The sequence below is a fragment of the Butyricicoccus porcorum genome (assembly GCF_002157465.1).
Lineage (GTDB): Bacteria > Bacillota > Clostridia > Oscillospirales > Butyricicoccaceae > Butyricicoccus_A > Butyricicoccus_A porcorum.
This window is the reverse complement of the sequence record NZ_NHOC01000005.1, coordinates 26,816-42,731: the sequence shown is the minus strand read 5'-3', so window position 1 is coordinate 42,731 and position 15,916 is coordinate 26,816. Positions and strand designations below refer to the sequence as shown.

Sequence of the window (15,916 nt, the reverse complement as noted above, 5' to 3'; positions counted from 1 at the left end):
GCGTTTGCAGTCCGGCTTTCAGGATAGAAGGGGAAAAGTCACTTTAACGGTCGAGATATCTGCCGTCGTAACGCGTCGTATGGAACGGATACGAATAGGTGGAGGCGCGAACGCCTGTGCCTGCCAGCGTGTCAAGCAGATTGCGCACCAGATTCATGTTGTGGTCGCGCTGGGCAAGGCTGATTTTCAGATATCCACGGTACGAGCTGACCAGAACGCCCCACGGCTGGTATGCACACGGCAGGATGGCACTGTAGCCGAGAACATACGGCTGCATGCTTTCCGGCAGGTGGAAGGCGCCAATGTTGGTCAGAATGAAGCTGTCACGGCGGATATAGTTGCGCGCACGGGTGCGCATGGCCTGTTCCTTCTCCGCAATCGGCATATCCGAGTTGTGGATGGCAAAGACGTTGTCGCCGTTCTGCTTTGCCCACCATGCACTGTGTTCCAGTGCACGCTGGGTATTGAAGTAATCACTGCAACGGCGGCAGGCTTCTCCGAACGACAGGTCGTAATATTCCGGAAGGAACGGCAGGTCGAGCAGCGAGACGAAGAAATGGGTCGTCGGGCTGGGTACAAGCGGGCGCAGATCCATCGGGATTTCCGCGACAATTGCTTCATCGGTGTTGTAGGTCAAATGCATTGCGCGGGAAAGTGCCGTCATGACAAAGGTCATCGGGGTGCCGCCGTTTTTCTTTGTGAATGCCTTGAGTTGGGAGAAGGGAAATGCAATTTCCGTAACCAGCTCGTTGGCATCCGTCGTGCTGTCATATTCCGGCATATGGAACGAAGGAATATCCGGATGATGGTTTGCGCCGGAGCGTGGCACATCATTCAGCAGTTCAAAGCCGTCTTCACATTCCTTCGGATCAAATTCTGTCTCACGCGTGCGGATCGAACCGTCATTTTCGACCGGATGACCGCACAGCGTGAGGTATTCAAACAGCACGCTGCGGATGAACTCATCAAAGCCGTGTCCGTCGCAGGTACAGTGCTGATACTCCATGATGATGGTATTGCGGCAGTAACCGCACAGGAACAGATATCCGTTGGTATCCGCCGAGCCCATCCAGTACGGGGAGACATGGTTCTGGAGCGGAAGGACAACCGGGGGTTTGTCAATGTAACGATAGGAATATGCAGTTTCGCCGCGCGTCAGGCCAACGGCCATCTGCGGGAAACGGATGAGCGCCAGTTCGAGCGCCTTCTGAAGAAGCTCCGGACGAACCGGCTCATTCATACGGATAATATGACGCGGTGAGGTAGTCAGATCACGGTGCGTTGCGTACATAAAAATATTGCCATAGGTGTCCACGTTGAGTACGGGATCTTTGCAAATGGTCATCATAACTAGAAATTCCTCCATACGGCGCAGGCACATGGCTTCGCCGCTTTGTCGGTGTGTTTTCTGCTTTGATTGTATTGTAAACGAACAAAGACGGAAATTATAGAGCATTATTCAACATAAATTCGTATGATGTTTGAAAGCAAAAAGGGAAAGTGCACAAAGTTATTGGTCAAAATTTGGGAATGTATACAAAAATAATCACTACAGCACCAGGAATTCCTATATTGGGGGCAGTTGGGGAAATATACCGCAACACGCAAAAACAGGGGATTGCTGTCGAGCGGTTGCAGGTGGGAATGACTTGACTTTTTGGGGTGCGAATGGTATACTGAACAGGCTTCCAAGGGCGGTTCAAGGATCTCACATATTTTTGTAAGTCATTGCATGTTCGAGCGGATGGCCTACAAAAATATGTGATTTTTTTGTGCCGAGATGAGGGGGCAAACTTTTTGAATTGGAGGTACCTGGAATGAATCAGGGTACGGTAAAATGGTTTAACGCAGAAAAGGGCTACGGCTTTCTTTCCAACGATGAGGGCGGCGAGGATGTCTTTGTACATTTCTCCGCGATTCAGGTTGACGGCTACAAGACGCTGAACGAGGGACAGAAGGTTACGTTCGACGTAGAGCCGGATCCGAAGAACAGCAGCAAGATGCGCGCTGTCAATGTAAAGCCGCTGTAATAAATCAGACAAAAAGAAGAGGGGCAGTCCCAACCGGGACTGTCCCTTTTTTGTTGCGGAAATTTCAAAGGCTCAGAAATGCTTCAACTGATTTGCATCATCCAAAGGCTCCCAAACAGGGGGCAGCTTTTGTGCGTCTGCTCAGAACGGCATTGTGCGCTTGCGGAACGTGCGGCTTGCCAGCGCGAACAGCACGATGGCGATTGCCAGCAGGATCAGCGGAAGCAGACAGGATTGCAGATCGCTCTGCAAAATACCGGCGGGATTGATGAGCGTATACGGTGTGATGTACTTCAAATAGCCCAGTGAGCCGCCGAGATTGGCGAGCAGGCGGATGGTGTAAAACAGCAGGCAGGCTGCCGCACTGAGCGTCAGTGCACGACCCGTGCTGCTGCATTTGCACGAGAAGAAGAAGCACATGCCCGCAATGGCGAGCTGGAGCGCAAACACACAGGCGGTGAGCAACAGGAAGTGCAGCACCGCAAGATGTCCGGGATAGAAATATTCACACAGGACAATGGTCACGCCGCAGCAGATTGCCAGCATGAGAAACAGGTAGAACACCAGCACATTTCGCTGTGTCGCCGCAATTTTTTTGCGCGAATTGGGCGATGCCAGCAGATAGGACATTGTGCCGCGCGCGATGTGCCGTGCCATCAGCTGGGTTGACAGGATGATGGTAAACAGCATCGGCAGCGCGAGCATCAGCATGCCGTACAGGTAATTGACAATGAATGCCGTGAAGGTATTGCCATATTCCGCCATGCCGAGCACAGTCATGGTCTGCGGCAGCGATTTGGTCAGGTCAGCCAGTGCAGCACCTGCCTCTGGGTCATACATGCGCACGACGGCAAAGGCATATACGCTCATCAGTGCAGTGCATACCAGCCACATCGGAAAGGCACGCTTGCAGCTGTATCGGAACAGGGGGAAATTCATTCGTCCTCACCTCCGTAATAATGCAGGAAAATCTCTTCCAGACTCTGTCCGGCATTGTCCAGTGTCATGACCGGATAGTTGACAAGGATGGAGAGCAGGCTGCGCAGATCGCGGTAGACGGCGATTTTCAGCATGCGTCCCTCTGCTTCGATGACACTGATATTTTCATGTTGAAGGGCATGTGCGGCTTCCTCGTTTTCCAACGTGACAATATAGACGCGGCGTTCTGTCCGGCGCAGCTCGTCCAGGGAGGAAACCGTTTCCAGACGCCCGTTCTTCAGAATGCCGATGCGGTCACAGGTTTTTTCCACTTCGCTGAACCGATGGGATGACATGAGGATGGTCTTGCCCTTTTTCTTTTCCTCCAGAATCAGATCGATAAAGGCGTGCTGCATGAGCAGGTCGAGACTTGCGGTCGGCTCGTCCAGAATCAGAATACTCGGGTCATGCATGAATGCACATACCAGCGCGAGCTTCTGCTTTGCGCCCTTGGACATGCGGCGGATGGGCTGACGCACATCCAACTCAAAGCGGTCAATCAGCTCCTTGGTGCGCCCCAAGGTTTTCATGCCGCGGTATTTCGCCATGAAGGACAGAAACGCTTTGCCGCTCATATCGGAAAACAGGCTGATATCGCCCGGCAGATAGCCGAGTGTTTCCTGAATCACCGCAGCAGATTCAAAACAATCGCGCCCTTCGATCTGGCAGGTACCGGATGCGGGTTTGACAAAACCCATCAGGTGCCGGATCGTTGTGGTTTTGCCGGAGGCATTCGGACCGAGAAAGCCAAAAACCTCGCCGGGTTCCACGGTAAAATGTAAGTCAAATACACCACGGCCGCGCCCATAGTCACAGGTCAGGCCGTTGACGTCAATAATACTCACGGAGAACCTCCCTTTCTTTTCAGCCGCAGCGCTTGCACTGCGGAAACTGCCTTTTCTATTATACTGGATTGCAGGCGGAGAGGAAACCCTTTTTCGACAGATTTTTGCGGTGCCTGTAACCGGAATTGCAGTGGAAAAGCAGGCCTCTGCCGATCATTTCGGCAAAAAATGGCAGAAAATTTCGTGAAAAATGAATAAATTCCAACGGCAATTTTTGTGAGGATTACAGAAAGATTACAATAATTACAATTTGGTAACACAAACGGCGGTTTTTATGGTATACTATAAAAAGTAACAAGATGGTAACAAGGAAAACAACAGGAGGACATCCATTGAACTTTCACTTGCGTAAACATAAAAAAAGAATCTTGTCCGCCGTCCTGTGCGGTTCTATGATGCTTTCCACAGGCGCGCAGACACTGGCATTTGACAGCGAGACCATTTTCTCCAGTCTGTTCGACGGTGCGCAGAGCAGCGCGACGGATCTGTCCGACAGCGGCTATGCGCTTCAGCGCCTCGGCCTGGTGGCGGGCGGCGAGGATGGCGACCTGATGCTGGATAAAATTGGATCCCGTTCGGAGGCGCTGACGCTGTTTATCGCCCTGCTCGGCGAACGCAATGCGGCAACTTCCGTGAGCTATTCGTATACCTTCCGCGATATTCCGGACTGGTTCGGCAATTTCGCCGGCTACGGTGTCTATCACAGCTATACATCCGGCTACAGCGAGACTCAGTTTGGTTCGTATGATGCCGTTACCCCGCAGGCGTATGCAACCTTTATGCTGCGTGCACTGGGCTATGATACATCAGATTTCACCTGGTCGGCAGCACTCGATAAGGCTGTTGAAATCGGACTGTGTACCCGTCAGCAGGCGGACAAATGGTTGAATGAACCGTTCCGCCGCCAGGAGATCATGGAGATTTCCTATCTCGCACTGAGCACGAAGCTCAAGAACAGCGACTGTACGCTGACCGACAAGCTGATTGCAGCAGGTATTATTACAGCAGAGCAGGCAAAATCCGAACACCTTACCTTCGGCAAGACCTATCAGGCCAGCGGCAGCACGCAGCAGGCTGATACCTCCGGTTATACCGCATTGCCGGTCGGCAAGTATGAACTGCACAATGTCGGCAGTGGCAATGTCATGACGGTAAACCCGATCAGCAAACAGTCGGATGTCTACGTGACAGGCGATGCCAATTCGACCACCCAGCTGTTCAGCATACAGCAGAACAGTGATGGCAGTTTCCGCATCCTCAGCGCATCGAACAGTGCGCTGGCAATCGACGCCAATCCGAGCAGCGGTGCCGATATCATCCTGTGGACGGCAAACGGAACGGATTGTCAGGATTTTGTCGCAAAGAAGCTGTCGAGCGGCGCTTACGAAATCCGCCTCAAGGCGAATCCGAACATGGCGCTGACGGAATCGAGCAATGGCGATGTTCGCCTGTGCGCGTACACCGGTTCTTCGGCACAGCAGTGGAAGCTGTCCGACAACAGCGAGGACACTGCGGCAGCAACGGCAAAGCTGAAATCCATTATGAAGATTTATCCGGATGGCAAGAGTCTCGGCAGTGGTTATTCGTTCGGCGGTGCAGGTCAGTGCATGGGCTTTGGCCGCGAGGTATTTTACCGTATGTACGGCCAGACCGCAAAGTGGAGCTATGACGGCAGCCCGAAGAGCTCGTCGGATGGAAAGCTGTATACCGTCACAGCTCGTTCGTCGTCCTATTCTGCGGGCAGCATCAAGACGCTCATCAGCAAGGCAAAGCCGGGCGACATTCTCCAGATGGACTCCCCGAAGATGCACACAATGGTTTTCGTTTCCAGTGACAGCAACGGCTTTACCGTGTACGATGCAAACTGGACCGGGCCGAATGAGGTCAGCGTGCGCTATGTCAAGTACGGCGCATGGGCGAGCCGCAACAGCAACGGCATCTGCGTCCTGCATGCGGTCAATTATCCGAAGAGCTAATTTTATACACAGAAAACAGTAAGGCTGTCCTGCGAAAGCAGGGCAGCCTTTTTATGCGCCGGATGCAGGGCTGTCGCAGAGGAATGAAATTGTGCAGTCTGACTTTACAGCAGTTTCTTATGGATGATATAATGGTAAAAATGGCACAAAAAGACTGCGGAGGGAGGCGCAGCAGGTGCCGGGAAACAAAGGAGTGAAAATATGAAAAAGAGAGTGCTTAGCTTCCTGATGGCCCTTTGTATGCTGGTTTCCGTATTACCGACGGCACTGGCGACAGAAATCGCAGGGAAAGCAGATGCAAAAGCGTTTACAGATGTAAGTGAAAGTGACTGGTTTTATCCATACGTACAGTTCGTCTATGAAGAAGGTCTGATGACGGGAACCAGTGACACAACATTTTCCCCGAAGTCCACGTTGGATCGTGCGATGGTGGTACAGATTCTGTACAGCTATGAAGGCAAGCCGGTTGTTTCGGGAGAAAATGCGTTTTCCGATGTCGCACAGGGCACATGGTATTATGATGCTGTGCAGTGGGCGAGTGCCAACGGCGTGACTTCCGGCGACGGCAAGGGACACTTTAACCCGAAGAAAAAGGTCAGCCGTGAGGAATTTGCACAGTTCCTGTATGCCTATACCGGAAAACCGGCAGTTTCCGGTTCGTTGGGGAAATTCCCGGACGGAGGAAATGCCTCCGGCTGGGCGAAAGATGCACTGCTCTGGGCGACTCAGAACGGTGTCCTGAGCGGCACAAAGACTGCGAATGGCGTGATGCTCAACCCGAAGGGTACGGCAACCCGTGCAGAGGCTGCTGCCATGCTCAAGAGCTTTGTCGGTAGCAATGTTACGGTATCGTTTGAATCCAACGGCGGTAGCGCTGTGAGCAGCGTGCAGGTGCAGCGCGGCACGACAGTCAGCAGACCGGAGAACCCCACGCGCAGCGGCTGGGTTCTGTTGGGCTGGTACAATGACGAGGAATGCAGCAGTGCGTTTCTGTTTGACGAAGAGCCGGTTAAAAAGGATATCACGCTGTATGCGGACTGGATAGAAGATGATGCGGACAGCGCGGCAGCTGCGTATGCAGCGAGACAGATTGTCATTGGATATCAGGACGGTGACTATGCGGATTCCGTAACAGGAAATATCTCCCTGCCGACATCGGTTGAGCAGGCAGATGGTGTTGTGGTTTCGTGGAGCAGCAGTGCGCCTGATGTGATCGCGGCGGACGGCACGGTTGTCCGCCCGGACGCGCAGGATGTGCAGGTTACACTCACCGCGACGGCGGAGAAGGGCGGCAAGAAGCAGACTGTTTCGTTTGATCTGATCGTTCTGCATAAGAATACACGCAACATCGAGGAAATTCCAAACCATTCGGTTGTCGATATTCAGAGCATGAACGACAGCCAGGCGGATATCATTTACAATGATGATGAGACACAGGTTGTTTCGATTGAAGGAAATTTCACCGATCTCACAGTAAACAATGTGGATGATGCGCTGGATGCCATCCAGAGCGTGCACAGCATTCTCGGACTGGCCAATGCCCGCGAGGAGATGCAGCCGCTTTCCATTTCCAGAGATGAATATGGCGCGGAATATACTTTCGATCAGGTATATCAGGGCTATCCCGTCTATGGCCTGCGCGTGACGGTCTCGGCAGATGAAACCGGTGTGACCGATTCGCTGAGCGCGGGCGTCTGCGCATCCACGAAGCTGGCGGATGTTTCTCTGACGCCGGAGGTCACACAGGAGGAGGCCGAAGCCGCCGCGGTACAGCAGTATGGCGGCGACTGCGCGGCGGATTCCGGCGCAACCGAGCAGATGATTTATGCGCTGGGTGCACATGAAGATGCGCCGGTGTTGGTGTATGCCGTCCGTGTTTCGGGACAGGACAGCACCGGAAGCTATGTAGATGAAACTGTTTTTGTCAACGCGGCAGACGGTTCGATTGTATTCAGCGATACCAACAGGATGGATGCCGAATCAAAGACCGGCAGCGGCAAAAATGAAATCGGTACAAAGGTTTCTTTTCCGGTTGCATTTACCTGGACAGACTTTTTCTTCTTCTATATGCAGGATCTGGAGAGAAATATCCAGATGTATACACAAAAATTGTTTATCGATTTTCGCATTGGCAGCGAATTCAATAGCTGGGGAGACAAGGCCGCAGTTTCTGCCTATACGAATATGATTCAGGTCTATGACTGGTATCAGTCCACATTGAATCGAACCTCCGTCGATAACCGGGGGAAAAAGCTGGATGTGCTTGTTCACGACGACAGCATGAATGACAATGCCTATTGGGATGGCTCCGGCATTGCTTTCTGTGACAACAAGAGCATTTCCTCCAGTACGACACCGGCTTCCTCGCTGGACATTGTGGGACATGAATATACACACGGTGTATTTGAATACACTGCCGGTGATCTGCCGTATAACAATACCATTACCGGCGCAATCAACGAGGGGTATGCGGATGTGTTCGGATGCCTGATTGAAGGAGACTGGCAGATAGGAGAGAACTGGCTGAGTGGACAGGATTATACCAATTATGGCAGAGATGCTGCGGATCCCACCGCGCACCGTGCGCCGGACAAGATGAGCAGCAGCTTCTATGCGCAGAATGAGGAGGAGCATACCAACTCGGCACTGGTCTACCATGCCGCTTATCTGATGGAACACTACGGCATGTCGAAATCGACGCTGGCCAGACTGTGGTATAAGTCGATGAGCATGGGCTATGATGCCAATGCGGAGTTTTATACCGTCCGCCGCAATGTCCTCAAGGCGGCGAAAAAAATGAATCTGTCCAGCTCGGAGATTCAGATTATCAAGCGCGCCTTTGACGAGGAAGAAATCTACGACAAGGGCACTGTGACAGGAACGGTCACAAATGTGGAAGGCAATGCAGTCCGCGGGGCGGAAGTTTCTGCTTATCTGGGCGGAGAGCAGATCGGTCAGACAACGACGGGTTCTGATGGAACGTATACGTTGGAGCTGGACAGCGATACCTATGTCCTCCATGTCAATGCCACAGGTTATGTGGAGTATACTGCTTCGCAGGAGATTACACGGAATACCACAAGCGTGCGCGATGTCGTGCTTGTCAAGGCGGGCAACGGCCTTGTCAGCGGCACTGTGGTCAGTGCGACCAGTGGACAGGCATTGTCCGGCGTACAGGTCAATGTCCGCAGCGGCTACAGCAACAAGGATGGCATGGTCATTGCGAATACATCGACAGATGACAGCGGTACCTATTCGCTGGAGCTGGAAGCGGGGTATTATACCTTCGAGATGTCGCTGGAAAATTATACGTCCAGCTATACGGATGTACTGGTACAGGGCGGAGAGACTGCTGCCATCAACGGTTCGCTGTCGCCGGTTCTGTCCGGTGATTCGTATCGTGTCGTGCTGACCTGGGGTTCCTCACCGTCCGATCTGGATTCCCATCTGGCAGGCACAGCCGGGGACGGTACATCGTTCCATGTCTATTACAGCAACAAATCGGCATATGACGCAAGCGGAGCGGAAATTGCCAATCTGGATCTGGATGACACCACGAGCTATGGACCGGAAACCATTACCTTCAAGGCGGATACAGACGGAAGCTACAACTATTATGTTTACCGCTATTCGTCCTCCGGTTCGCTCCCGGCTTCCGGTGCGAATGTCAAGGTATACAACGGCGACAATCTGATCGGCGATTACAACATCGATCCCACTGCGTCGGAAGACAACCGGTACTGGAATGTATTTGAGATACAGAACGGTATTTTCCGAACAGTGAATACCGTCACATCGAGTGCGCATACGCTTTCCTCCACAAAAAGTGCAGTGAAGGCTGTGGATGAAAACGCACCGAAGGCATAATCAAACCAATATGGACAGAACAGACGGGCGCCCTCTGCTTTATGCGGAGGGCGCCCGTTTTACACAACGAAAAAAGACGCATCAGAACTGACACGTCTTTTTTGGTATCCTGTTTTTGAGAAAAATTACTCTGCGGTGTAGGGCAGCAGAGCGATGTGGCGGGCACGCTTGATTGCCTCGGTCAGCTGACGCTGATGCAGGGCACAGGTGCCGGTCATTCTGCGGGGCAGAATCTTGCCGCGCTCAGACATGTATCTCTTGAGCTTTGCAACATCCTTATAATCAATAGCCTCAACCTTGTCTACGCAGAAAGAGCAAACCTTTCTGCGGCGGCGGCCGCCGCGGTTAGGGCGATATTCTCTTTTTTCTTCAGCCATTGTCGTAACCTCCTTATTCGGTAATCAGAACGGAACTTCGCCGTCGTCATCGGAAATCTCGCTGAAATCCGAGTCGCCTGCGGGCATGTCGAAGCTCGGCGCGGGGCGCGATGCCGGGGCCTGCTGCGGAGCGGGGGAATAGGAATCCTGATATCCGCCCTGGTAGCCCATATTGGACTCGCGGGACTTTTTGGTTTCACCAAACTGGATCTCATCCGCAACAACTTCAATCGACGTGCGATTGTTTCCGTTTTTGTCTTGCCAGCGTCTGGACTGGATGCTTCCGACCACGATTGCCATCATGCCCTTGGTAAACCACTGCGAAACGAATTCCGCCTGGCGTCTCCAGGCAACGATGTCGATAAAGTCGGTCTGGCGTTCTCTGCCGTTTCCGCTATAATTGCGGTCAACAGCGAGCGTGAACGTAACGACCGGAACATTACCGTTCGGGGTGTAGCGAAGCTCCGGGTCGCGGGTTAAGCGGCCCATCAGAATTGCCTTATTCAGCATATTCTTTCACCAGCCTTAGTCTCTGGAAATGATGATGGAACGCATAACGCCATCGGTGATCTTATAGATACGGTCAAGCTCAGCCGGGAAGGTCGGAGCAGACTCGAACTGGATCAGAGTGTAATAACCTTCACGCAGGTCATTGATCTCATACGCCATTCTGCGCTTGCCCCAGTCATCAACGGACTCGACGGTACCGTTCTTTTCGATCAGAGTCTTGAACTTCTCAACGATTGCAGCGATTGCTTCCTCACCGAGATTCGGGTTGACAATGAAGATTGTCTCGTACTTACCATTTACCTTTGCCATTTCAGCACCTCCTTTTGGACTTTGGCCCACACCCTTGTGTGTGAGCAAGGATACCTTTTTATTATATCGTTTTTGCGGGGCTTGTCAAGGAAAAATTTCGGGAATTATCAAAAAAATTTTTTGCGATTGTGCTTGACGAAGCAGAGTGAATGTGTTAGAATACCATCCAGATGCTAATGTGGCTCAGGGGTAGAGCAGCTCACTCGTAATGAGCAGGTCGTCGGTTCAAATCCGACCATTAGCTCCACACAAACCGCTTGTTTCTCCGGAAATGAGCGGTTTTTTTGTATTTTATTGGGCGATTGGATGCGGAAATGAGGCGGCTGCACCGTCGCTTACCGGATTCGGAATCGAGTTTCCTCGATGACATCCTGTTCCTCTGCGTGCAGAAATGTAACGTTTGCGCCGGGCAGAGTGCGGAGACAATTGACATAGGCATCGACAGCGGCATCTTCTCCCTGGACTTCCAGTTCGACGTCACCGTCATCCAAATTCCTGACCCAGCCCGTCAGCTTATATTGCTGGGCACCCATTTTGGCGCGAAAACGCAGGCCAATGCCCTGTACGCGCCCGGAAAGGACAAGCCTCCAACGTGTCAGCATAGAACATTCCTCCTTCCTTTTAGTATATCCGATCCACCGCTCACGTCAAGTGTGCACCTGTCTACGCCCTTTGGGGAAGGCAATGTGCGTGATCTGACGATGTTCCACGAAAAAAGACGAAGCGGACAGGTCGGATTTGGTCATAGACTGGATTGACAGTGAGATCAAATATGCACTATGATAAATAAGAAGAGGGGCATAGATGACCCGGAACCGCAGGGGAAAGTGGTTTCGGGTCTTTTTTCTGCCAGTGGAGGAGGAAACTTCGTATGTATGAAAAACTGCGCCGCCTGCCGCCTGTCGGCATGCGCATCATCAAATCAGCGGTCGGCGTCATGCTCGGCTTTGTCACCTACTTCCTGCGCGGCTGTCAGGGAGCACCGTTTTATACGGCGCTGTCTGTGCTGTGGTGCATGCGTCCCTATGATGCGGATTCCAAAAACATGGCAATTCAGCGCACGATTGGCACATTTCTCGGCGGCCTGTACGGATTGATTGTCATCCTGATTGATCTCCATTCACCGCTCAATGGCCATGAATTTGCGCGGTTTATGGTAGTTGGCCTGTGTATCATCCCAATCATTTATACGACGGTATTGCTTGGACGGCGCAATGCCTCTTATTTTGCCTGTGTTGTGTTTCTCAGCATTACGGTTATGCACATTACTGACCCGAATCCGTATTTGTTTGTGTTAAACCGTGTGCTTGACACGCTGATCGGCATTGCCATCAGCATGGTCGTCAACCGCGCCCGCCTGCCGCACCGCACGCGGCGTGATATCCTGTTTGTCTCCGGCATGAACCATACATTGACCGAATGTGAGACACTGAACAATTACAGCAAGGTGGAACTCAACCGCATGCTGGATGACGGCATGAATTTTACTGTTTCCACCATCCGCACGCCTGCCTCGCTGGTGGAAGACCTGCGTGACATCCGTCTGCGGCTGCCGGTTATTGCGATGGATGGCGCGGTTTTGTACGATATCAAGGAAAACCGTTATCTGAATACGGCGGCACTGCCGGCAGAGGATACCCATGCATTGTGCACCCTGCTGGAACAGCAGGGAATGGATGTGTTTGTCAACGTCATCGAGGACAACCGCTGGATGATTTATTATGACATGCTGTGCAATGAAGCAGAGCGGAGTATTTATGCAAAGCTGCGCCGTTCGCCATATCGCAATTATATGCATCGCAGGCCGCCGGAGGGAACTCGGGCAGTTTATCTAATGGTGATTGAACACCGTGACCGCGTGCAGAAAGTATATGACCTGCTGGAACGTACCGGCTGGACAACCCGCTGCCGCGTGGTGTCCTATGATTCGGATGATTACCCCGATTATCGGTATATCAAAATTTATCACCCGCAGGCGACGCGGGAAAATATGGCAGCCTGTCTGGCGCAACGCATCGGCATGACCAATGTCGTGCGCATCGGCAGTGTGCCGGGGCATTGTGATGTACTGGTACCGCATGCGGGAAATGCAGCGGTAAAAAAGCTTCGACAGCTGTATGAGCCATATCTGTGGGAAAAAGATATGGTACCACAGCGCTGTACCGCTGGAGAGATGGCATCAGATGCATAAAAAAACCGCAGCCGCGACGGAATGGGAATTCCGAAACGGTCTGCGATTTTATTGTTGCTGCAATGGAGCGGCGTTACAGATTCGCCGCGCAGTAGGAGCGGATCGAATGGACAGCGGATGCTTCGTTTTCGCCGTCTGCGGATACACAGATGGTATCGCCACAGCGGATGTTCAGCCACATGACGGCCATCATACGAGATGCGCTGACGCTGGTTTCGCCCTTCTTGATTTCAATGCAATCGCCATGCTCCTTACTGATTTTTGCAAGAGCAGCTGCGGATCGGCAGCAAATGCCGTGGTCGCGTGTGATGGTATACTGGAACTGTTTCATGATAATCCCTCCTTGTTCCAATTTCTTATGCTCTCATTATAATCGGGACAAAGTTGAAAAAATAGCGGCATAACAATCAAAATACGGGAATCATTGCGTGGGAAAATTAAATATGTTCCTGAAAAGTAACAAAGGTAACAGAAGATCGCCAGGATGTGCTCAGTTGCGTTTACACAATTTTTGCAATTCATGGGGGTGCGGACAAAATCTTGGACTGATTATGCAGCAAAACCAAGATGATGTCTATACTCAATCGGGCTCAGCCCGCCTAAAGATAACTTGATGCGTTTATGGTTATACCAATTGATATAGCGGTCAATCTCCCGGCTAAAATCGTCAAGCGAGACTCCTGTCCAAGAGCGGCCATAGAACATTTCGTTTTTGAGCCTTCCAAAGAAACCTTCGCAGGCTGCGTTATCGGGGGAGCAGCCCTTCTTAGACATAGAGCGAATGAGACCAGCCCCATTCATCCGTTCAATCCATCCGGGCCATCGATAATGGCAGCCCCTGTCAGAATGGACAATCGGATGACAGCCCTCTGGCAGATCGGCAATCACTTGATCCAACATGGTGTTGACCAGATCGGCATTGGGGCGGGTTCCGATCGTCCAGCCCACAACCATTCCATCAAAACAATCGATCATGGCGGAGAGATATAGCTTGCCGTTCGAAAGGGCAAATTCTGTGATATCCGTCAGCAACTTCTCATACGGCTGATTTGCATGGAAATCGCGTAAAATGATGTTCTCTACTTCGGTGTGATTTCCCCAAATACGAACTATATTTCGTTTCTTCGAGCGCAAAACCACCAGTTTTTCTTCTTTCATGATCCGGCGGATGATCTTCTCGGAGAGCATAATCCCTTTGCGCTTCAGCGCCAGATAAATGCGACGGTAACCATATATGCCCCTGTTTTCGTGAAAAATCGAGGTGATTTGTGCCCGTTGGGATAGATATTTGTCGGGTTTGTTCATAACAGCTTGCTGGTAATAGTAACTGCTTTTGGCCATCTTAAAACGGGACAGCAGCGCTGGCAGTGCATATTTCCCCTTCAAGGCATCGATGATCACTGCCTTTTCACGGTTTCTGAGTACCGTTAGATCGATGCCGGGGTCTTTTTTTAAAACTGAGATGGTCTCCTTCAGCACATCTACTTCAAACTGCAGTTCTTGGAGTTGCGTTCGAAGATTCTCCAGTTCCTCAGATTCAGGCAATGCATGATCCTGAGGCAACGGCTCCCTTGGTATGCTTTTTCTCTTCGCCATCAGACCCACCATCCCATACTTCAGATATTTCCTGCGCCAGACGTATATGCTCATACGGCTGTATCCGATTTCCCTTGATACATATTCTACATCTTCGCCTAATTCAAAGCAACGGTGAATTACCTCATATTTGAATTCTGCTGAGGGATGCCTTGGATGCCCCGATGTGTTGCAGTGATGATCCATCTCTGTGGGAGACTCTTCTGTGTGGCCATGTCTGTTCTCTAACCCGGCTTTTTTGCGCTCATACCAGCGGTAAAGCGTAGACTCGCTCGGGTATCCTAACCGACGGATTACAGCAGCTATTGATCCCAGCCGCTCGTATTCTCTTAGTGCGATTTCTTCCTGCTCTTTTGTATACATTCAGTTCCCTCCTTTTGGAGTCCAACTTTTTGTCCGCAGACCCCATAAACAAAAAATATGCAAAAACTCCAAAGCATAGAAGTCGGGATATCTGGTCATGCTAAACGGAAAACAAGAAAAAAGGAGGCGGCTGCATGGATTTTGTACGCACGGCGCTTACTGCGCTGCTTTCCATCGTCGCACTGTTTGCCATCACCAAGCTGATCGGCTACCGTCAGCTGGCACAGCTGAGCGCGTTTGATTATATCAATGGCATTACCATTGGTTCCATCGGCGCGGAGCTTTCCATTGCAGAGGGAAAGGAATTCTGGGAGTGGCTGATTGCACTGGTTGTATTCGGCGTTGTGACATGGCTGCTGTCGGTGGCTTCCGACCGTTCGATCAAAGTCCGGCGCGTGGTCAGCGGACGGGCGATTGTTCTGCTGGACAACGGAAAAATATATGATAAAAATTTCAAACGCGCGCATATGGATATCCATGAATTTCAGATGGAATGCCGCAAGAGCGGATATTTTGATTTGAGTCAGGTTCAGACTGCTGTGCTGGAATCCAACGGCAGCATCAGCATTCTGCCGGTCAGCCGGACGCGCCCGGCAACGCCGGAGGATCTTGCACTTGCCGTTTCACAGGAAACCATGTGCGCCAATGTCATTATGGACGGAAAGATCATGGACAAAAACCTGCAAAACCTCGGATATGATATCACATGGCTCAAAAAACAGCTCAAACGAAAGGGAGAGAGCACGGTTTCAGATATTTTTCTCGCAACGTGTACCGATGACGGCGTGCTGACTGTTTTCCCGCGCGCGGACAGAGAACACAGGGATATCCTCGAATAGTGCAGGATGAAACTTTGTGAAAATTTTGTGTCTCC

General features: G+C 51.6%; 14 protein-coding genes and 1 tRNA gene. 6 read left to right on the top strand and 9 right to left on the bottom strand.

Features of this window, described 5'->3' with window-relative positions; genetic code table 11:
• Positions 1-43: 43 nt before the first annotated feature.
• Complete coding sequence (locus CBW42_RS06010; protein WP_087018757.1) at positions 44-1,348, bottom strand: hypothetical protein; 1,305 nt, start codon at positions 1,346-1,348, stop codon at positions 44-46.
• 469 nt (positions 1,349-1,817) lie between these two features.
• Here CBW42_RS06010 and CBW42_RS06005 point away from each other — a divergent pair, with 469 nt between their 5' ends.
• Entirely contained in the window at positions 1,818-2,030 is a 213-nt protein-coding gene (locus CBW42_RS06005) for a cold-shock protein (protein ID WP_087018754.1), read from the top strand.
• Positions 2,031-2,171: 141 nt separating this feature from the next.
• On the opposite strand, the gene CBW42_RS06000 is transcribed toward CBW42_RS06005, so the two are convergent.
• Together CBW42_RS06000 and CBW42_RS05995 are read right to left on the bottom strand one after the other, a co-directional pair.
• Complete coding sequence (locus tag CBW42_RS06000; protein WP_087018752.1) at positions 2,172-2,969, bottom strand: ABC transporter permease subunit; 798 nt, start codon at positions 2,967-2,969, stop codon at positions 2,172-2,174.
• Positions 2,966-3,853 carry an ABC transporter ATP-binding protein gene (locus CBW42_RS05995; protein ID WP_087018750.1) on the bottom strand — a complete coding sequence of 296 codons (888 nt, stop codon included), beginning with the start codon at positions 3,851-3,853 and terminating at the stop codon, positions 2,966-2,968. The genes CBW42_RS06000 and CBW42_RS05995 overlap by 4 nt, the downstream gene beginning before the upstream one ends.
• Positions 3,854-4,185: 332 nt before the next feature.
• Here CBW42_RS05995 and CBW42_RS05990 point away from each other — a divergent pair, with 332 nt between their 5' ends.
• Both CBW42_RS05990 and CBW42_RS05985 read left to right on the top strand, forming a co-directional pair.
• Entirely contained in the window at positions 4,186-5,829 is a 1,644-nt protein-coding gene (locus CBW42_RS05990) for an RICIN domain-containing protein (RefSeq protein ID WP_165761081.1), read from the top strand.
• Positions 5,830-6,030: 201 nt separating this feature from the next.
• A complete protein-coding gene (locus tag CBW42_RS05985) occupies positions 6,031-9,696 on the top strand; it encodes an S-layer homology domain-containing protein (RefSeq protein WP_087018747.1) in 3,666 nt (1,221 codons plus the stop codon).
• Between the two features lie 125 nt (positions 9,697-9,821).
• Here the strand turns inward: CBW42_RS05985 and rpsR are convergent, their stop codons facing one another.
• Genes rpsR through rpsF form a run of 3 tightly spaced genes read right to left on the bottom strand, consistent with a single transcriptional unit; the run spans position 9,822 to position 10,892 of the window.
• The gene (gene rpsR / locus CBW42_RS05980; RefSeq protein ID WP_087018745.1) at positions 9,822-10,073 is read right to left on the bottom strand and encodes a 30S ribosomal protein S18; all 252 of its coding nucleotides are present in this window, start codon (positions 10,071-10,073) and stop codon (positions 9,822-9,824) included.
• 24 nt (positions 10,074-10,097) lie between these two features.
• Entirely contained in the window at positions 10,098-10,583 is a 486-nt protein-coding gene (locus tag CBW42_RS05975) for a single-stranded DNA-binding protein (RefSeq protein ID WP_087018742.1), read from the bottom strand.
• A 15-nt stretch (positions 10,584-10,598) separates the two neighbouring features.
• On the bottom strand, positions 10,599-10,892 hold the full coding sequence (gene rpsF / locus CBW42_RS05970; protein WP_087018740.1) for a 30S ribosomal protein S6: 294 nt from the start codon (positions 10,890-10,892) through the stop codon (positions 10,599-10,601).
• A 172-nt stretch (positions 10,893-11,064) separates the two neighbouring features.
• Here rpsF and CBW42_RS05965 point away from each other — a divergent pair.
• Positions 11,065-11,139, top strand: a tRNA-Thr gene (locus CBW42_RS05965).
• A gap of 88 nt (positions 11,140-11,227) precedes the next feature.
• Here the strand turns inward: CBW42_RS05965 and CBW42_RS05960 are convergent.
• On the bottom strand, positions 11,228-11,494 hold the full coding sequence (locus tag CBW42_RS05960) for an acylphosphatase (protein WP_087018738.1): 267 nt from the start codon (positions 11,492-11,494) through the stop codon (positions 11,228-11,230).
• A gap of 269 nt (positions 11,495-11,763) precedes the next feature.
• Between CBW42_RS05960 and CBW42_RS05955 the strand changes: the two genes are divergently transcribed.
• A complete protein-coding gene (locus CBW42_RS05955; protein ID WP_087018736.1) occupies positions 11,764-13,083 on the top strand; it encodes an FUSC family protein in 1,320 nt (439 codons plus the stop codon).
• A 73-nt stretch (positions 13,084-13,156) separates the two neighbouring features.
• Here the strand turns inward: CBW42_RS05955 and CBW42_RS05950 are convergent, their stop codons facing one another.
• Positions 13,157-13,414 carry an HPr family phosphocarrier protein gene (locus CBW42_RS05950; RefSeq protein ID WP_087018734.1) on the bottom strand — a complete coding sequence of 86 codons (258 nt, stop codon included), beginning with the start codon at positions 13,412-13,414 and terminating at the stop codon, positions 13,157-13,159.
• A gap of 218 nt (positions 13,415-13,632) precedes the next feature.
• Complete coding sequence (locus CBW42_RS05945) at positions 13,633-15,042, bottom strand: IS3 family transposase (protein WP_087018732.1); 1,410 nt, start codon at positions 15,040-15,042, stop codon at positions 13,633-13,635.
• A gap of 134 nt (positions 15,043-15,176) precedes the next feature.
• On the opposite strand from CBW42_RS05945, the gene CBW42_RS05940 reads away from it, so the two are divergent.
• Positions 15,177-15,881 carry a DUF421 domain-containing protein gene (locus CBW42_RS05940; protein WP_087018730.1) on the top strand — a complete coding sequence of 235 codons (705 nt, stop codon included), beginning with the start codon at positions 15,177-15,179 and terminating at the stop codon, positions 15,879-15,881.
• Positions 15,882-15,916: the final 35 nt, after the last annotated feature.